The organism is uncultured Thalassospira sp., assembly GCF_963976115.1.
In the GTDB taxonomy this organism is placed as follows: Bacteria; Pseudomonadota; Alphaproteobacteria; order Rhodospirillales; family Thalassospiraceae; genus Thalassospira.
Window position 1 is genome coordinate 52,415 of record NZ_CAXBJJ010000009.1, and the last position, 19,306, is coordinate 71,720.

Consider the following 19,306-nt stretch of genomic DNA (forward strand, 5'->3'; position numbering starts at 1 on the left):
TATATTTCCCCAAAACTGCTTTAATGCCCTCCTTCAGGCTCAATCACAATCTGGATCATCTTGTGGCCTGCTTTGCCAAAATCCAGGCTCAGATCGAACGATCCCCCGGCGACCAATGGTTCTTTCAGGCCGCTCAGCCAGATATGCTGGCGCCAGGCGGCAAGCCCCATCGGTTTGTTCGGGGTCAGCGTAATGTGATCGACCCAGCTTTCAACCCCGTCCTTTTCGATACGGAACCGGACTTTATCGGCAATCGGGGTCGTTGCCCCCAGAAGTATCACCGGCTCTGAACCACCATTTAACAGCGGACCATATATGGCGGCCCCCTTGGCATCCTGATCGGTAGGGGGGGCCCAAAAATGACCTATCATGATTTTGCCAAGCGTGTAGCTGTGGGCTTGTGCTGTCGCAGGCAACATTGCCACCACAACTACACCGGAGCCACCAACAGCCATCACCGCCGCCAATGCGGCCATAACAGCAGATTTACCCCGCCCGTTGCGTCGCAATAGCCGAACTAACGTATTTTTCCTGTTCATGCGTTCCCCAGTTTGCAACAGTGCCTAAAGCGCGTTTCCTTTAGTGTCGGCGGACATCATTTTCCAGATCGACATTTTCCGAATGCGACAATTCGGCTTCTTTCTGATCCGACCCGGCTTTTAACTCGCGCGCCTCGGCAATTTCCTGATCGGTCAAATCCGACTGACGGTAAAAGGTGTAAGACAGGGTAATGTCCTTAACTTCGGCTGTATTGGGGTCTTTGCGGATCTGATCGTCGATATATAAAACAAGCGGCATCCGCGCGCTTTCACCCGGCGCCAGTTTTTCGTTGGTAAAACAGAAACACTCGATTTTAAAAAAATACTGGGCTGATTTATAGGGCGTGACGTTAAAAACCGCACGCGCGACGATCGTCTCGTTTGAATTGTTTTTGGCATAATAATAGACCTTCGCCGGTTCGCCCAGTTTGGCCTTTACCATACGTTCTTCGGGGTAAAATTCCCACGGTAGTCCCTTGGCAACATTGGCATCGAAATACACTTCGACCATGTCGCTCTCTGCGCTTGCGAGGGCACTTGCCTGCGCATTTGCACCTTCCGCGCCACCCGCGCCACTGGCCGTTTTATTTGGCACCGATATTTGGCGAACAGCCCCGCCAACGCCAGTGACCGCGCAAAACATGCGATACAAAGTTGGCGAATAGACCACCAATGTCACCATAACGGCAAAAGCACATCCCATGGCAATCAGGGTGCGACGTTTTCCCTTTCGGGTCTGGTTTTCGGGCTGATCATTCATGGCAATGTCTTTTGCTGTGATAACAAAAAAGCGCACGCACTGTGGCTGTAATTCTTAAGGACACTATCGGGGCACGATACGGCACGAAACACCCGATGCGCACTATAAACATCCATACCTGCGACGTAATTGCGAATTATTAATAATCCAGAGAAAATCGCGGTACAGGCGAAAACTGGTATCGCGGCCCTGCCCCGCTTTCAAGCCCCGTCATGCAAAAGGGCCGGAAATATCCCTCACATTGATGTGAAGCTATCACCGGCCCCAAAACCATTTTAAGCAGATACGCTCTTTCATCCGAAAGGATTTAGCCCTGCACCACACCAAACGAAATGTCGTAAAGAAGTTTGACATTCAACGCGATAATGATCAGCGCGATGATCGAAGAAACAACCGTTAACCAAAGCGGTGCGCGCAGTTCCTTCATTTTCTGACGCGATGCTGTAAACATCACCAGTGGCACCACCGCAAACGGCAACTGAAAACTTAACACCACCTGGGATAAAATAAGCAGTTTCCCCATTTCCGACGGGCCATAAATCATTGTTACCGCAATGGCGGGAATAATCGCCACCAGCCGGGTTACCAATCGCCGCAACCATGCTGGCAGGGTCATTTTAATAAACCCTTCCATCACAATCTGCCCGGCCATTGTCGCCGTGACGGTCGAACTTAACCCGCAACACAGCAAGGCAATGCCAAACAGAATGGGCGCCATTGACGTCCCCAACAAGGGCGATAACAATTCATGGGCCTTGCCAATGTCGTCAACGTTTGTTTGCCCGACCGCGTGAAAGGTTGCCGCGGCCAAAATCAGGATTGAGGCATTGATCACGAGCGCAAAGGTCAGCGCCACCGTTGAATCGAGCGTGGCAAAGCGCAGTGCTTCGCGCTTACCCTTGATCGTGCGTTGATAATCGCGGGTCTGCACAATGCCCGAATGCAAATACAGATTATGCGGCATCACCGTGGCACCGATAATCCCCAATGCCAGATACAGCATATTCTGGTTGGTCAAAACATCGGTGGTAGGGGCAAAACCGACAATAACGCCATACCAGTCCGGATCGGCCATGAATATTTGAATGGCAAAACAAATCGAAATCACCCCGAGCAGGGCAATAATAAACCCTTCAACCCAGCGAAAACCGCGATTTTGCAACCATAAAATCAACAAAACATCGGCTGCCGTAATCAGCACGCCCAGTTCCAGCGGAATACCAAACAACAAATTCAGGGCAATTGCCGTCCCGATCACTTCGGCAAGGTCAGTGGCGCAAATTGCCAGTTCGGCCAGCACCCATAACGGCCATGACATCCAGATCGGAAAAGCGTCGCGGCAGGCCTGCGCCAGATCGCGCCCGGTGGCAATTGCCAGCCTGGCACACAATGACTGCAACACCACAGCCATGATATTGGACAGCAGCGCAACACATAAAAGAGCATAGCCAAACTGTGACCCGCCAGCAAGCGAAGTGGCCCAGTTTCCCGGGTCCATATAGCCCACCGCCACCAGATATCCCGGCCCGGCAAATATCAGAAACTTGCGGAAAAAACCGGCATCGGGGGTCACCGCAATCGACCGAAACACTTCGACCAGCGAAGGTTGTTCGGCCTCTTGGCGCCAGTCACCCTGCTTGCGTTTTATATTACCAATATCGGCCATCTGCCCTTCTCCGCCAGCGGGAAACTTTGCCCCGCTTATATTTTAAATAATTCCAGGCCTGAAAAAACCCGGCTGCCGTCTTATGTCGATGCAGGAACGACAAAACGCACAACCAAAATCATCAGGAAATTTATCCCCAATTGTTGTGCGGACTTTAAAAGTTAGTCAAGGCTAAATTTTGCGCAAGTGTAATTATGGACCGCACACCTATACGTATGGATTGTTTCGCGCCGCGATGCTGGTAAATTACCCCGCAAACAACCGCTTTTATCCCCGTCCAAACGGACGATACGAAGATATGCGCACACGAAACCATTGATTTTCAGATCAGTGGTTGGGCGACGCGACGTCAGGCAACCTCGACCATCCCGTCAGATGCCGAGAGTCGCAACTGTTCGACATCGCGCCGGGGCGGTGCCCCAAACATGCGGCGATATTCGCGCGAAAACTGCGATGGGCTGTCATATCCCACCTGGTATCCCGCACTGGCGGCATCCATCGCCCGAACCATAATCAAGGATCTTGCTTCTTGCAGGCGCAATTGCTTTTGGTATTGCAGCGGGCTCATCGATGTGATGGCCTTGAAATGCTGATGTAACGCCGAAGGACTCATATTGGCTTCGCGCGCCAGCACATCGACGCTAAAAGGTTCGCGAAAATGGTTTTTGATCCATTCTATTGCCCGCGACACTTGGTTTAGCTTGCTATCAGCCATGGCCAATTGCTGCAAACGCGCACTTTGCGGGCCATTTAACAAGCGATACAGAATTTCGCGTTCTATCAACGGAGCCAGAACGGGAATATCGCGCGGGGTCGCCAGAAGGTCTAACAGCCGGGTGGCCGCGTTAATCAACGCATCGCCCGCATCGCTAACCTGCAAGGCCGATCCGGGCTGACGGCCCTTGGGTATGATGTCGTTTTCGCGGGCTTCCATCATAATCTCGCCCATGACTTTGACGTTCAACGCAAGGCGGAAACATAAATAAGGCGCATCGGGGCTGGCAACCGTTACTTCCCCCAAAACCGGCACATCAAGCGACACCGTCAAATATTGCCCGGGCCTGTAAATATAAACACTATCACCCATCAGGGCGGTTTTTTCACCGCTCGCCAAAATACAGATGGATGGCTGATACACCACATTCACCGGTGCCATCGGTGCGTCCGCCCGCAACAAGGCAACGCCGGGAATGGCGGTATCGTAACGCCCGGTGCTGGCGCAATATTGTTCAATCAAACATGCAAATTTGTCCAAGCCAGTCGTCATCATTTTTGCCTTTCCCCAGCCGATCACCCACATGCCAACCAATGGCTGGCCTTGTAAAAAAGCACATAACCATCGATTGCCGGAAACAACAGACCATATTTACGCATTTGCAGGATTGTGCAATTTTTATAGAGGACCGGGCTATCGCCCCGGTAATGATTTGCGTTAGGTTTCGTTCAGACCGGATAAAACCTTGCAGCTATCAATCATCCCCCCCGACCCCGCGATGTCTGCAAGGTTGGAAACGGTATAAAAAACGGGCCGATGCAAACCCGCATCGGCCCGTATTCTTTTTCCCGGCAATTTGCATATGCAAACAGCAAACTTGCGAACAGCACGATCAGGCGTTGGGCCAGCTGCCCCGCAAGCGCCCGCCAATACGCACCGGTTCAATTCGCTTTGCCAAACCGGTCTTATCGTCGGTTTCAACATAGACACCGCAAACAGTTGCCGGGCCTTCAGCAGGCTCCAGCTTTCCGGACGGCATTTTGGTCAGAAACTTTGCCACCGAGCTTTCGTGCTTCATGCCGATCACGGAATTAAAGTCACCGCACATGCCAACATCGGTCTGATAGGCGGTTCCGCCGGGCAAAATTTGCGCGTCCGCAGTTGGAACATGGGTGTGTGTGCCCAAAACCAGCGACGCGCGACCATCACAATGGTGCCCGAATGCCATTTTTTCCGATGTCGTTTCAGCGTGAAAATCGATCAGAACGGCATCCACATTCTTGCCCAGCCGGTATTTGCCAAACAGTTTGTTGGCCCCTTGAAACGGGCATGAAAGCGGGTCCATGAACAGGCGCCCCATCATGTTGATCACGGCAACCTTCTTGCCCGAACGGGCGGTAAAAACGCAATCACCGTGCCCTGGCGTCCCATCGGGGAAATTCCATGGCCGCAACAGGGTTTTGTCTTCGTCGATATAGGTGATGATTTCGCGCTGATCCCAGACATGGTTGCCGGTCGTCAGGACATCAGCCCCGGCATCATAAAATTCGCGGCAAATTTTTGCGGTAACACCAAATCCGTGCGCGGAATTTTCAACATTCACCACCGCAGCATCAACCTGCAGGCGGTCGCGCAACATCGGCAATGCTTCTAACGCAGCTTTGCGCCCGGATTGCCCCAAAACGTCGCCCAAATGTAAAAGCCGCATTTCTATTTCCGTCTATCATACCGCATGACCAAACGCGGCAACCCCACCCACCGGGCAGGTCATCCCCCGATAACAAATTTCGATTAAACTGTCTTAACAGGAAAATCCCGCTTTCCCGAAGGAAAGCGGGAGCCACCACTGCCGTTGACCATGTGGTAATTCCTCGTGACCTGCGTGTGCAGGTGGGCGCCATATAACGAGACCACGGTCCCGCCAGGGACAGCTCCCTGAGAAATGAGCATCGGCCCCGGGAATTAGCGAATCTGACGAGCAGGGCAGCCCCCTTTTTGGAGCCACTTTTGATCGTTCCGAAGAACGCATCGCCAGCAGCATCCGATGCATACTTAGTCAGCTGAAAGCTTTTGTGCAATAGCCTCTATACGTGAAGCAAGATTTTCCATGCTTTGGGCCATGCGATCGGCGTCACCTGGCGTAACCGCCCCTTCGGGCAAAGCTGTGTTTGCAGGCGTGGACAGCTTTTCATTTGCATAGCCCAGTTCATCGGCAATCAGCAGGCTGGTCATCACCAAAAGACGCTGTTCGCCGATCTGGCCAACCATCCCGGCAATTTCACCAACGCGTTCGTCAACATATTCCGCCAGCTCTGAAAGGCGGGTTTCCTGCCCATCCTCGCAGGCAACATCATAACTGCGACCATTAATACGGACTGAGACCTGTGCCATGATTTTAAGCCTGCTTTTGTTCAGTTTCGTCGTTCAGCACCAATCGCAACTGCCCCACAGCCCCGTCCAGGCGCTGCGAAACCGTTTCAGTTGCCTGTACCAACACGTCATAATCATGCTTTAAGGCATCAATCTGAACACGCATCTCCTCGGACCGTGCCCGGGCCGCAGCACTCTCGCTCTGCCCCGAGCGAGCTTCTGCCGCCGCGCGTGCCAGCCGCGACTCCACCGCCTGTTCAAGGGTGGCAAGGGCAATTTCAAGACGTTCACCGGCATTTTGCAGACGTGACATATCGTCCTTCCTGATCCTTCATACTCACGTAACAAGATAGGTCGTGACAAAGCAGGGCGTCAACTGTTCCGCGATCCTGCCCGTCCAAAACCATTCTTAACGCAGTTATAACATGTAAGGATTAACCGCAATCTAAGCAATCGGGTCCATTTTTCGACAGAACAGGTTGACGTGCGCAGATAGCGGGGGCATGTTCCGCCCGTCTTATCTGATTTATTTCGCCTTAGGTTCAGTACCTATTAATCAACGCCCGATAGCGAACCCCAGGAAGCGCATTCAATGACGAAACCAGCAGAACATAGCCGCATGGCAAATGCCATTCGCTTTCTTTCCGCCGACGCCGTGGAAAAAGCCAATTCCGGCCATCCGGGCATGCCAATGGGCATGGCCGATGTCGCGACTGTTCTCTTTACCAAGTTTCTGAAATTCGATCCGAAGCACCCGCAATGGCCCGACCGCGACCGGTTTATCCTGTCAGCCGGTCACGGATCGATGCTGCTTTATTCGCTGCTCTATCTTACCGGGTACGAAGATTTCGACCTCGATCAGATCAAAAACTTCCGTCAGCTTGGCGCACGCACCGCCGGCCACCCTGAATTTGGTCATGGCGCCGGCATCGAAACCACCACCGGGCCGCTGGGCCAGGGTATTGCCACCTCGGTTGGTTTCGCGCTGGGCGAACGCATCATGAATGCCGCGTTCAATGACGATATGGTTGATCACTTCACCTATGTGGTTGCAGGTGATGGCTGCCTGATGGAAGGCATTTCGCAAGAAGCCATTTCGCTGGCCGGTCATTTGCAGCTTTCCAAACTGATCGTGCTGTTTGACGATAACGGCATTTCGATTGATGGCCCGACCTCGCTTTCGACCTCGGAAGATCATAAAAAACGTTTCGAAGCCGCAGGCTGGGATGTTCAGCAGATTGACGGCCACGACGCCACTGCCATCGAAGCTGCCATTGCCAAGGCAAAAACCACCGGCACCCCGTCGCTGATTGCGTGTAAAACCGTTATCGGTTTTGGCGCACCGACCAAGGGCGGCACCTCGGCCACCCACGGATCGCCGCTGGGTGCCACCGAACTGGCCGCTGCCCGCGAAAAGCTGGGCTGGTCCTATGCGCCGTTTGATGTTCCGAGCGATGTGCTTGACGCATGGCGCGCCGCCGGTGCCCGTGGTGGCGACGAATTTGCCGCCTGGGGTGCACGTTTTGACGCCCAGAACGCCGATATTCGCGCTGATTTTGAACAGCGGATTGAAGGCAAGCTGCCGGAAAACTGGATCGAAGCGTTTAACGCGTATAAAAAACAGATCACCGAAGAACTGCCCAAGGTTGCGACCCGCAAGTCATCGCAAAATGTGCTGGAAGTTCTGACCAAAGCGATCCCGGCCATGATTGGCGGCTCGGCCGACCTTACCGGGTCCAACAACACCAAAACCGCCGTACAGGAGCCGATTTCGGTTCAAAGCGGATATGAAGGCCGTTACATTTATTACGGCATTCGTGAACACGGCATGGCAGCTGCCATGAATGGCCTCGCCCTGCATGGCGGCATCATGCCTTATGGCGGCACCTTCCTGGTCTTTACCGATTATTGCCGCCCGGCCATTCGTTTGTCAGCCCTGATGGGCCAGCGCGTTGTTTATGTCATGACCCACGATTCAATCGGTCTTGGCGAAGACGGCCCGACCCATCAGCCCGTCGAGCATGTTGCCTCCCTGCGTGCCATGCCCAATGTCACCATGATCCGTCCGGCCGATGCGATTGAAACCGCCGAAGCATGGGCCCTGGCGATTACCAATGAAAGCGGCCCGACGGTTTTGGCCCTTAGCCGCCAGAATTTGCCGACCCTGCGCACCGAATACCGCGAAGACAACCTGGTTGCACGCGGCGGTTATATCATTTCCGAGGCCGAAGGCGACACCCAGGTCACCCTGATTGCCACCGGATCGGAAGTAGAAATTGCGGTTGATGCCCAGGCAAAACTGAAAGCCGACGGCATTTCGGCGGCGGTTGTTTCGCTGCCGTGCTGGGAACTGTTCGATGCACAGTCACCCGAATATCGCAAAAGCGTTCTGGGCACGGCCCCGCGTATCGCCATCGAAGCCCTGTCGGTTTTCGGTTGGGAAAAATACGTGGGCGACAATGGCAAGATCATTGGCCTGCATGGCTTTGGGGCGTCGGCACCGGCACCTGAACTGTACGAACATTTCGGCATTACCGCCGATGCCATGGTCAAAGCGGCCAAGGAACTGGTTTAATTTTCGGGCCGGACCGGTAAGATGCCGATCCGGCCTTTTTGATTGTCCCCGTCTGTGGGGGTTGACCGTCCGGTCACAATCAGTGTGTTTTTGGAGGTATGAATGGCTATTCGTGTTGCGATTAATGGTTTTGGCCGTATCGGTCGTCTGGTTCTGCGTGCGATTGTCGAAAGCGGCCGCACCGACCTTGAAGTCGTTGCCATCAACGATCTCGGCGATGTTAAAACCAATGCTCACCTGCTGAAATATGATTCTGTCCACGGCACGCTTGCCAACGATGTTAAAGCCGAAGGCAATGATCTGGTCATCGACGGCAAGGCGATCAAGGTATGTTCCGAACGTGACCCGGCGAACCTGCCCTGGGGTGAACTGAATGTTGATATTGCCTTTGAATGCACAGGTATCTTCCTTGACGAAGCCGGTGCAGGCAAACACCTGACCGCAGGTGCAAAACGCGTTCTGATTTCCGCCCCGGCCAAGGGCGATATCAAAACCGTTGTTTATGGTGTTAACAGCGACAGCCTGACCGCCAATGACGTGATTGTTTCAAACGCATCTTGCACCACCAACTGCCTGGCACCGGTGGCCGATGTTTTGAACAAAACCGTTGGCATCACCAAAGGCTTCATGACCACCGTTCACGCCTTTACCGGCGACCAGAACACGGTTGACAGCCTGCACAAGGACCTGCACCGCGCCCGTGCGGCATCGCTTTCCATGATCCCGACCTCGACCGGGGCGGCCAAGGCTGTTGGTCTGGTTCTGCCGGAACTTAAAGGCAAGCTGGACGGCACCGCTATTCGCGTTCCGACCCCGAACGTTTCGATGGTCGATCTGACCTTCGTTGCCGGTCGTGATACGACTGCCGAAGAAATCAATGCTGCGATCGCCGAAGCCGCAAATGGCCGCCTGAAAGGTGTGCTTGGCGTCAATGAAGCACCGCTGGTGTCGATTGATTTCAATCACAACCCGAACAGCTCAACCTTTGATGCGACCCAGACCCAGGTGGTTGGTGGCAACTTCGTGCGTATCCTGTCGTGGTACGATAACGAATGGGGCTTTTCGAACCGGATGTCCGATACCGCTGTGGAAATGGCGAAATATCTGTAATCGTTATCGATTGCACAAATTTCTGGGGCGATCTTCGGATCGCCCCATTTTTATGGCTGCATTTTACCGCGCCAGCCTGAATAATGACGCGTTCTGCCACAGACCGGACCGCTATGACAGCATCGCTATTTCACATCCGCATTCATAATTTTACCGGCGCCACAGTTGCGTGTCGCGTTATGGGCAAAACACCCTTTGTTTTGCATGGCCCGGAAAATTGCGGTGAAACCCATGGCGCAAAATGGTTTGCCGCCTTGCTGAAAAACGTGCGCCGCGACTGGCCTCATACCCCCCTCACCGGGGCCATTGATTGCGCGCACCATACCGGGCAAGCCTTATCGGCGCTGGAATCGGGGATCGAACATGTTTTTGTGGGCGATGTCAGCCCTCCTGCCCTGGCAAGTTTGCGCGACATTGCCCATCAGATCGGATGCCAGGTCTGGACTAATATGGTTTTTGACGCCCCTGCCCGGAACAGCACCGAAACCCTCGTCATAAATGCCTTGGCATTTTACGATATGGATGACCATTTCCTGCCCGAACATGAACTGGAAAAACGCCTGCGCGCCAGATTTGAACAGCTTTGATTGCCAAGTCCGCCCGGGCGCGTTAAACAGGCGCAGTAATTGCAAACAGGAATATCAGCCGTGAATAGCGACGAACAAACCGGTCTTTATCTGCTGACACCGCCCGGCATTGATCTGGCAACCTTCCCGGATCTGTTGGCCCGTGTGCTTGATACCGGCGCGGTTGCCTGTGTTCAGTTGCGCCTGAAAGACATCAATGACGAAGGCATCATTGCCGCTGTCAAAAAGATTTTGCCTGTTTGCAGCAAACGCGACATTCCCCTGATTTTAAATGACCGCCCCGATCTGGCCCATAAAACCGGCTGTGACGGCGTGCATATCGGTGCCGAAGACGGCAGCTACGCCGATGCGCGCAAGATCATGGGCGAAGAACATGTTGTGGGCGTTTCGTGTTACGATTCCCGCCACCGGGCCATGGATGTGGGCGACAAAGGGGCCGATTACGTTGCCTTTGGTGCCTTTTTTCCCACCACCACCAAAGAGCCCGGCACATGGGTTGAACCCGAAATTATCGAAATCTGGACGACATTTACGACCGTTCCCTGTGTTGCCATTGGCGGCATCAATGCCGATAATCTGGCACCGCTGGTGAAGGCCGGGGCAGATTTTGTTGCCGTTAGCGGTGCTGTCTGGAATCACCCAAACGGGCCGGAAGCCGGGGCCATTGCCATTGCACGCGCCATTGCAACAGCCAGCGAAGGCCTGACGGCAGAATAGGCAAGATATTGCCCTGCCCGTGATTGCGGCTTATGCTTTGTCTGGTTTCGTGTTCGCCTGAACCGCTGCTGAACCTCTGAAAGCAGGCCTGTCAGACATGGATATTGCAGATTTACAGATCTTTGCCACTGTCGCCAGACTGGGCAGTATGCGCAAAGCTGGCGAAGAACTAAATACCGTTCAATCGAACATTACCGCACGGATACGGACCCTGGAGGAAAACCTGGGAACGTCCCTGTTTGAACGCCATCATCGTGGCGTCAAACTAAGTGCGGCCGGGCAACGCTTGCTGCCTTATTATGAAAGGCTTGCCCATTTGATGGGGGAAGCCCGGCAGGCGACACTTGATGATGGTATTCCCAAAGGTCCGCTTAAAATCGGATCACAGGAAACAACCGCAGCATTGCGCATATCGCCCGTGCTGGCCAAATTTCTTCGGCAATATCCTGACGTCGACTTGAATTTGCGAACCGAAACCACAGCAAACCTGATCGGTTCTGTGCTGGACCACAAACTTGATGGTGCCTTCGTATGCGGGCCGGTTAACCACCCCAATTTAACAGCATCCCCCTGCTTTAGCGAAGAACTGGCGATTTACGGCCCGCCAGACATGACCTCGATTGCCGAACAATGTGATGATACCCGTTTGCGCATTGTCGTCATGAATGCCGGTTGCCAATACCGGTTTATGCTGGAAGATTTTTTGACCCGTCTTGGCCGCAAGAATGTACCGGTATTGGAATTTGGCACGCTGGAAACCGTGATTAATTGTGTATCGGCCGGGTTGGGCATTACCATGCTGCCGCGCGCGCTTTTAGCGCATATCAACCGCATTGGCCCGGTATCCCTTCATGCCCTGCCCGCAAGCTGTGCCCATGTTGAAACCGTTTTCATTCAGCACAAGGACGCATTGCCCACCAGCGCCCGCACCGCCCTGTTTCAGACCATCCAAAATCACTGGGATAACGTTAACGCCGATGATGATCGGCACTCCCGGCAGACAGCGCCAAATGCCAGTTTGCGCGTAATATCTTAAATAACGATCACTGATATCATTATAATTCGTTTTTAATGATACTAATTTCCCCCTAGCATCACGTCAGTTCCCCCGTTCAGGACAGCTTGATGCCTCGTATTTCCAGTGTTTCCCGCCTTTCATCCAATAACTGGCTTAATATCTGGGCCGGTTTTTGCACGTCGTTCATCGGAGTGGGTCTGTCGCGCTTTGCCTATTCGGCCCTGATCCCCGCGATGATCCATCAACAGTGGTTTTCAGCCGGCAATGTCGCCTATCTGGGGGCGGCCAATCTTGCCGGTTATCTTCTCGGCGCGTCAGGCGCACGATTTTTGGCGGCAAAACTTGGAAACCGCATGGCCTTACGCCTTGCCATGCTGGGTGCCGCCATCAGCTTTTTTGCCTGCTGGCAACCGGCTTCCTTTTGGTGGTTTTTCCCGTGGCGCATCTTATCGGGCATCAGCGGCGGCTTTCTGATTGTCCTTACCGCCCCGGCCATCCTGCCCTCGGTTCCGGTTGCCAAACGCGGCTTCGCCATGGGCCTGATTTTTAGCGGCATTGGCACCGGCATTATCCTTTCCGGAACGATTGTGCCGATATTGATCGGTCATGACCTCCGTTGGGCTTGGGTCGGGCTTGGCATAACCTGCGTCGCATGTATGATCTCGGCGTGGTTTTTTCTACCCGCGGATCACATATCGCCCAAAACCGGCCCCGCATCAGGCCGCAACCGCCCGCCAAAGCGCCCCGTGCTGACCATAAAACCCGAATGGCCACACTTCACCGTATGGCTGGTTGGCCTTGTTTATGCCCTTGCCGCCATCTCGCTGGTGCCTCATATGGTTTTTCTGGTCGACTATACGGCGCGCATTCTCGCACTGGGTGACGGGTTCGCCAGCCTGTGCTGGACTGTATTTGGCGTCGGCGCACTTTTGGGGCCGGTCACATTTGGCAAATTGGGCGACCGGTTCGGGTTTCGGGTAACGCTGGTCTGGATTTTTCTGATCGATATGGTGATGACGGTTCTCCCGGCCCTGAGCGATAACCATGCCATGCTTTTAGCATCCGCCTTTGTCGTAGGTGCAACGGTGCCTGGTGTTGTTTCCCTTATTCTGGGCTGGATCCATGAACTGATTGATAATGCCGAAGCGCGTCATCAAGCCTGGAGCTTTGCCACAACCCTGTTTGCCATTGCTCAGGCAGCATTTGCCTATATTTTTGCCTGGATGTTTTCGCAAGGCGCGACACAGGCGCATGACATATATGCCGTAGCAGGGCTGGCGGCTGTTCTTGCGATGGTCCTGACGTTCAGTTTTCCGATCCTCGAACGTAAAATTGCCGCCGCATTCGAGCAAGCCCGCCAAAAGCGGCAAAATAACAGGCCGATGGCGAAGCCCCGTTGCCCGTAAACGGCCAAGCCATGCAAACACACAGGGGCCAACATGCGTTTAACCGCCATGAAGGGACTTGCGAGGCTTCCGACAAACTGGTACTTAGACGCCACTTTTTTTAACATTGTGAATCTGTGATCTGAAAGAACGGTTGATGCCATGAAAATCAACGGCAACGAAATCCGTCCGGGCAACATTATTGAACATAATGGCAGCTTGTGGCGCGCAGTGAAGACCAATGCAGTAAAGCCGGGTAAAGGCGGTGCATTTAACCAGGTTGAACTGAAAAACCTGCGAGACAATACGAAGCTGAATGAACGCTTCCGTGCGTCTGAAACCGTCGAACGTGTTCGCCTTGACCAGAAGGACTACACGTTCCTGTTTGCCGAAGGCGACATGCTGACCCTGATGGACAGCGAAACCTTCGAACAGATCACAGTCAATTCCGAACTGATTGGCGAACCTGCGGTATTCCTTCAGGATGGGATGGTTGTTACCGTCGAATCCTTTGAAGATGAACCGATCAGCGCGACCATTCCCGAACACGCCACCTTCCGGATCGTGGAAGCTGATGCCGTGGTCAAGGGTCAGACCCAGTCTTCGTCTTATAAACCGGCCGTTCTTGAAAACGGTGTTCGTATTCTGGTGCCGCCGCACATTGAATCGGGTACGCGCATCGTGATCAACACTGCCGAAAGCACCTATCTTGAGCGCGCAAAAGACTAACGTCGCGTTTTTTCAGACACATTCAAACACCGGGAGATGAGCCGTGCGTGGCGCCGCCCGTCGTTCAGCAAATATCAATGTTATGTTCAAGGCCGTCGAAAAGGCGGCCTATGGACTTAAGCGCGACTTCGGTGAAGTCGAAAATCTTCAGGTATCGATGAAAGGCCCCGGTGACTTTGTCTCGGCGGCAGATCATCGTGCCGAAAAACGCCTGCGTGAAGAACTGGAACGGGCCCGCCCCGGATATGGTTTTTTGCTTGAAGAAGGGGGCGAAATCATCGGCCGCGATCCGGAACACCGCTGGATCATTGACCCGCTTGATGGCACCACCAACTTCCTGCACGGCATTCCGCATTTTGCCATTTCCGTTGCCCTGCAACGTGGTGATGAAATCATTGCCGGCATTATCTATGACGTGGCCAAGGACGAGTTCTTCTGGGCTGAAAAAGGCGTTGGCGCGTATCTTGACAACCGCCGCCTGCGTGTTTCAGGCCGTCGCCGTCTAAATGATTGTGTGCTGGCATGCGGGGTTCCTCATGTCGGACGTGGCGATCATGCCGTGTTTGAAAAACAGCTTCATGCTGTGATGGATCGTTGTTCCGGTGTGCGCCGTTTCGGTGCCGCATCGCTTGATCTGGCCTATGTTGCCGCCGGTCGTTATGACGGTTACTGGGAAACACATCTGAGCCAGTGGGATATTGCCGCTGGCATTTTGATGGTTACCGAAGCGGGCGGTTATATTCGCGACATCAATGGCGGCACCAATATGCTTGGTACCGGCAGTGTGATTGCCGCAAATGACTCGATTCAGCCGGTTCTGGCCAAGACCTTGAAGAAAGCCGTTTCCGAATAATTCGGAACTGTTTTTGACAAACGACACAAAGGCATTCACAAATTATTGTGGATGCCTTTTTTGTGTTCAGGTCAAACCGGTTGTCGGCAACAATATGGTAAGTTATGGTGCCAAAGGACCGTTCGGGAGGGAAGCCCCGTAACGGAACAGGGGTGGCACAAGCAGTGCCGTAAGATCGTCACAAAAATCGCATTCAATGCGAGCGATCAGAAAACAGGATAACAAGGGGCCTGCGAATTGATGAAGGGGAATACAAAGATTTCGGCGATTGCCATTGCGGCAGCGCTCGGAACATTGATGGTGACCAGCCATGGTGCCAGTGCCCGATCGTTTTCCACGGCAATGCCTGGCAGCAATGTCCAGGTTGACTGGGGCGTTCTTGAACAGCTTGGGAACAGCCAAACCGACACCCGTGATCGTTCACTTTCCAGCCGGGATACAAATCAGCGCATCAGAATCGATAGCCAACTTCTGATCTATCCGCAAACCCCGCCAAAATCGCGTTTTTTAGCACCGCAATTGCTGCTTTCACCACCGTCAGACAGTCCGCGATTCGAGACCGGAGCCCCCAATAGCCGCACCGATATTGGCGATATGGAAACCGTGGTGATCGATGGCGCGGGTGTAATCCCGACAGACGACGCGCCGCAAAGCGCACAAGAACGTGTGATTTTGCGGCCTCCGGTCGAGCGTGTCCAACTGCGTGCGCCGGTATCGTTTCCCGCACGCCCGGCTGTTGAACAAATAACCCGGTCGCCTGCGCCTGTCTCTGCACGCACAACAGGCAATCTTGGCGGTCCCCTTGCCTCTGACATCGCCGATGACGGCGCACCACAGGTTATTCATCTGGTGCGACCGGTCCAACAACCGGCCCCTATTTCGCTTGACGACCAGCCGCGTCCCAAAGATACGACCATGATCGCGAATGCGACAAACGTTTCTGCGGTTCAAAACATGCAGGTAGCGGTCCCCGCCACAGCACCCACCCCGGCCCCTGCCCCGGCAACGAAACCTGCCAGCCTGTTGGCCGCGACCCCGGCGACACCGCCAGCATCAAATGCGGCAAAACCGGTCCAGATTGCCGACAACGCGACAAGCCGCCCCAAGGTTGTTGTGCCAGCAGCACCTGAAATCACAGAACCGCATCTTGATACGACGCGCGAAACGCCCAAAAACAAAATGGCGGTGCCGCCGGTAAAAACGGTTCCGTTGCCAGACAAAAATGCTGCCAAGCCGGTACCAAAACCAAAAGACACCCCCTCCGTGGGCCCCGTGCCTTTGAAAAAAGAAAATGCGGTGCCAACTTCGCCCGCACCGACGCCGGACACCACGACATCACCGCAGAAAATGCTTGATCAGCAATCGCGCGCAATGCCAAAACCGCCCGCCCCCAAACCCGCTGTAAAAAAAGCAGATCCGCTGCCTGAACCACGCCAGATGCCAAAGCCGCAACAAAAATCGCAATTGCAGCCTTTGCCGCGTGAAACCGCCTCTGCGCCGGTGTCACAGGCAATGGATAAACCCAAAGCGGTGCCAGCGGCAGGTGGCGATTACAGCCTTCCCTTTAGCGAAAACAGCTTCGAACTCGACAATAGCACCAGGAAAAGCCTTGATGCGATTGTTGGAATGCTGGCCAAAAATGAAGATTTGCGTGTGCAGCTTCAGGCATATGCCGCAGGTGAATCCCAAAATGCCAGCAAAGCCCGCCGCCTTTCGCTTTCGCGGGCCTTGCAGGTCCGCTCTTACCTGATCGATAGCGGCGTGCGATCCACCCGGATTGATGTCCGCGCACTCGGTGCCAATGTCCCCTCCGGCCCGGCCGACCGTGTCGATGTTAAAACCGTTCAACGCTAGGATTTATCTGTCATGAGCAACAATGCGTCCAACGGCGCGGCCAGCATTCCGGTTATCACCAAACCTGGCGCCTATCTGACACGGATGGGCATTTTCACAGTCGTGATCGTCGCCATCGCCGCCCTGTTATATCCGACCCTGTCGGCTGCGTTTCTGGCAAGTGCTGTTTTGAACGGCCTGATCATCGGCGTGTTTATTATCGGTGTTGTTTATACGTTCCGCATGGCGTTCAGCCTCAACCCGGAAGTGGCCTGGATTGAAGATTTCCGTCGTAACCGCCCCGGCCTGAGCGCGCAAGACACGCCCAAATTGCTGGCACCGATGGCGCGCATCATGCAGGAACAGCGCCGCGACCGGCCACAGCTTTCCACGCTGGCGACCAGCACCATCCTCGACTCGATCCGCTCGCGCCTCGATGAAAGCCGCGAATTATCGCGATATCTGGTCAGCTTGCTGGTGTTTCTGGGCTTGCTCGGCACATTCTGGGGGTTGCTGCAAACCGTTAACTCGGTTGCCGACGTGATCGGAAACGTCAATGTTGGCGGCGGCGGCAATATGGAATTATGGTTTGGCCAGCTTAAGGAAGGCTTGGCCAAACCGCTAAATGGCATGGGCACGGCGTTTTCATCGTCGCTGTTTGGTCTGGCAGGATCGCTGGCCCTTGGTCTTCTCGACATGCAGGCAGGGCAGGCACAGAACCGTTTCTTTAACGAACTTGAAGAATGGATGTCGAGCTTCACCCGTGTTTCGTCGGGCGGGCCGCTTTCGGACGGGGAACAGTCGGTTCCGGCCTATCTTTCGGCCCTGATTGAACAGATGGCGGATAATATGGAAGGGTTGCAAAACTCGATCCAGCGTTCTGAATCTTCGCAAATCAAGTCGCACAACACCCTGATCGATCTTGCCGACAAACTGTCGACCCTGACCGACCAGATGAAGGCAGAACAGCAATTGATGGTCAAGCTCGCGGAAAGCCAGATGCACCTCAAACCGGTGCTTGATCAATTGTCAGATTCAATGAAAGGCGGCAGCTTTGGCATTGATGACAACACCCGTGCGCATATCCGTTCGCTTGATAACCAGGTTGGTCGCGTTGCCGATGAACTGACCATGGGGCGCCAGCAGCAGACCCAGGAAATTCGCAGTGAAATAAAACTTCTGGCACGTACCATCGCCGCGATCGCCGAGGAGGGTTAATCCCATGTCCGGCTTGTCTCGCCGCCGCAGTCGCGATGTAAATACCTGGCCGGGCTTTGTCGACGCCCTGGCAACACTTTTGATGGTGATCATCTTTTTGCTGATGATCTTTGTCGTCGCACAGGTTTATCTGGGCGCGGCCCTGTCGGGTCGTGACAAGGCCCTGAGCGATTTAACATCACAGGTCAATGAACTGACCAACCTGTTGTCGCTTGAACGCAACAACAACCAGGAAATGCAACTGGAACTCACCCAGCTGACCACCGAACTTTCAACCACCAGCGATGATCGTGATGCGTTGAAAAACCGGGTTTCTGCGCTGGCCGACAAACTTTCATCAGCGCAAATGTCGGCCGCCGAACAGGAAAAGAAACTGCTCGCCGCCCTGGCTGCCCTGGAAGACAAGAAATCCGAACTGACCAAGCTGGAAGAAAAAGCCGACGAAACCCAGCAAGACCAGAAATCGCGGATCGATGAACTGGCGAAACTTCTGGCGCAACGCGCAAGCCAGCTTGATGATCAAAAAGACATCAGTGAATCCGCGCGTGCCCAGGTTGAGGCCCTTAACCAGCAATTGCTGGCGGTGCGTCAGCAACTTTCAAAATTGCAGGATGCTTTGGAAATTTCCGAAGCCGACAGCAAGGACAAAGACGCACAGATTGTTAATCTGGGCCAACGCCTGAACGCGGCACTGGCAACAAAGGTCGCGGAATTGCAACGCTACCGGTCCGAGTTTTTCGGTCGGCTGCGCCAGGTTCTGGGGGATCGTCAGAATATCCGTGTGGTCGGTGACCGTTTTGTCTTCCAGTCCGAAGTCTTGTTTGCATCCGGCTCTGCCGATATTGGCGAAGACGGTAAAGTCCAACTTGCCAAGCTGGCCGATACCCTAAAGCAGATTTCAACCGAGATTCCCGACGATATTGACTGGGTCATGCGCGTAGACGGCCATACCGACAAGGTTCCGATCCGCAATAATGATTTCAAATCAAACTGGGAATTGTCTGCTGCCCGCGCGATTTCGGTGGTGAAATTTCTGATCGACCAAGGTGTGCCGCCCCGTCGCCTGGTGGCGGCTGGTTTTGGCGAATATCAACCCCTTGATAACCGCGACGACGAAATCGCCTATCGCCGAAACCGACGCATAGAATTCAAAATTACCGAACGTTAATAAATTAAAAGGGCCCTTCAAACGGGCTCTTTTTTATCCCGCACGAAACGAAACCCGCAATCA

At 54.1% G+C, this 19,306-nt stretch carries 18 protein-coding genes and 1 other RNA gene; 11 read left to right on the forward strand and 8 right to left on the reverse strand.

The window, feature by feature from the left end:
* Positions 1–20: 20 nt before the first annotated feature.
* From AAC086_RS13120 to AAC086_RS13155, 8 genes are all read right to left on the reverse strand, one after another.
* Positions 21–539: a copper chaperone PCu(A)C gene (locus AAC086_RS13120; RefSeq protein WP_339779191.1), complete on the reverse strand. Its 519-nt coding sequence runs from the start codon at positions 537–539 to the stop codon at positions 21–23.
* A gap of 40 nt (positions 540–579) precedes the next feature.
* Entirely contained in the window at positions 580–1,299 is a 720-nt protein-coding gene (locus AAC086_RS13125; RefSeq protein WP_339779193.1) for a cytochrome c oxidase assembly protein, read from the reverse strand.
* A 307-nt stretch (positions 1,300–1,606) separates the two neighbouring features.
* On the reverse strand, positions 1,607–2,965 hold the full coding sequence (locus tag AAC086_RS13130; RefSeq protein ID WP_339779195.1) for an Nramp family divalent metal transporter: 1,359 nt from the start codon (positions 2,963–2,965) through the stop codon (positions 1,607–1,609).
* Positions 2,966–3,314: 349 nt separating this feature from the next.
* The gene (locus AAC086_RS13135) at positions 3,315–4,235 is read right to left on the reverse strand and encodes an AraC family transcriptional regulator (protein ID WP_339779197.1); all 921 of its coding nucleotides are present in this window, start codon (positions 4,233–4,235) and stop codon (positions 3,315–3,317) included.
* A gap of 337 nt (positions 4,236–4,572) precedes the next feature.
* Positions 4,573–5,388, reverse strand: coding sequence for a TIGR00282 family metallophosphoesterase (locus tag AAC086_RS13140; protein WP_339779199.1), 816 nt, complete (start codon positions 5,386–5,388; stop codon positions 4,573–4,575).
* A gap of 125 nt (positions 5,389–5,513) precedes the next feature.
* Positions 5,514–5,673: non-coding RNA, 6S RNA (gene ssrS, locus AAC086_RS13145), on the reverse strand.
* 59 nt (positions 5,674–5,732) lie between these two features.
* Positions 5,733–6,071, reverse strand: coding sequence for a cell division protein ZapA (gene zapA, locus AAC086_RS13150; RefSeq protein ID WP_339779201.1), 339 nt, complete (start codon positions 6,069–6,071; stop codon positions 5,733–5,735).
* A gap of 4 nt (positions 6,072–6,075) precedes the next feature.
* Complete coding sequence (locus AAC086_RS13155; RefSeq protein ID WP_339779203.1) at positions 6,076–6,363, reverse strand: hypothetical protein; 288 nt, start codon at positions 6,361–6,363, stop codon at positions 6,076–6,078.
* Positions 6,364–6,642: 279 nt separating this feature from the next.
* On the opposite strand from AAC086_RS13155, the gene tkt reads away from it, so the two are divergent.
* The 11 genes from tkt (at position 6,643) to AAC086_RS13210 (ending at position 19,243) form a co-directional block, all read left to right on the forward strand.
* Positions 6,643–8,625 (forward strand): transketolase, encoded by a 1,983-nt coding sequence (gene tkt / locus AAC086_RS13160; RefSeq protein ID WP_339779205.1) that lies wholly within the window; start codon positions 6,643–6,645, stop codon positions 8,623–8,625.
* Between the two features lie 102 nt (positions 8,626–8,727).
* Complete coding sequence (gene gap / locus AAC086_RS13165) at positions 8,728–9,735, forward strand: type I glyceraldehyde-3-phosphate dehydrogenase (protein WP_339779207.1); 1,008 nt, start codon at positions 8,728–8,730, stop codon at positions 9,733–9,735.
* 83 nt (positions 9,736–9,818) lie between these two features.
* Entirely contained in the window at positions 9,819–10,322 is a 504-nt protein-coding gene (locus AAC086_RS13170) for a hypothetical protein (protein WP_339779208.1), read from the forward strand.
* 60 nt (positions 10,323–10,382) lie between these two features.
* Positions 10,383–11,039 carry a thiamine phosphate synthase gene (thiE, locus tag AAC086_RS13175; RefSeq protein WP_339779209.1) on the forward strand — a complete coding sequence of 219 codons (657 nt, stop codon included), beginning with the start codon at positions 10,383–10,385 and terminating at the stop codon, positions 11,037–11,039.
* A gap of 97 nt (positions 11,040–11,136) precedes the next feature.
* Complete coding sequence (locus tag AAC086_RS13180) at positions 11,137–12,075, forward strand: LysR family transcriptional regulator (RefSeq protein WP_339779211.1); 939 nt, start codon at positions 11,137–11,139, stop codon at positions 12,073–12,075.
* Positions 12,076–12,164: 89 nt separating this feature from the next.
* Positions 12,165–13,463, forward strand: a complete 1,299-nt coding sequence (locus tag AAC086_RS13185; RefSeq protein ID WP_339779213.1) for a YbfB/YjiJ family MFS transporter — start codon at positions 12,165–12,167, stop codon at positions 13,461–13,463.
* A 141-nt stretch (positions 13,464–13,604) separates the two neighbouring features.
* Positions 13,605–14,171 carry an elongation factor P gene (gene efp, locus AAC086_RS13190; RefSeq protein ID WP_339779215.1) on the forward strand — a complete coding sequence of 189 codons (567 nt, stop codon included), beginning with the start codon at positions 13,605–13,607 and terminating at the stop codon, positions 14,169–14,171.
* A 43-nt stretch (positions 14,172–14,214) separates the two neighbouring features.
* Complete coding sequence (locus AAC086_RS13195) at positions 14,215–15,024, forward strand: inositol monophosphatase family protein (protein WP_339779217.1); 810 nt, start codon at positions 14,215–14,217, stop codon at positions 15,022–15,024.
* 240 nt (positions 15,025–15,264) lie between these two features.
* Positions 15,265–16,878, forward strand: a complete 1,614-nt coding sequence (locus AAC086_RS13200) for an OmpA family protein (RefSeq protein WP_339779219.1) — start codon at positions 15,265–15,267, stop codon at positions 16,876–16,878.
* Positions 16,879–16,890: 12 nt separating this feature from the next.
* Positions 16,891–18,075, forward strand: a complete 1,185-nt coding sequence (locus AAC086_RS13205) for a flagellar motor protein MotA (protein ID WP_339779221.1) — start codon at positions 16,891–16,893, stop codon at positions 18,073–18,075.
* Between the two features lie 4 nt (positions 18,076–18,079).
* The gene (locus AAC086_RS13210; RefSeq protein WP_339779223.1) at positions 18,080–19,243 is read left to right on the forward strand and encodes a peptidoglycan -binding protein; all 1,164 of its coding nucleotides are present in this window, start codon (positions 18,080–18,082) and stop codon (positions 19,241–19,243) included.
* Positions 19,244–19,306: the final 63 nt, after the last annotated feature.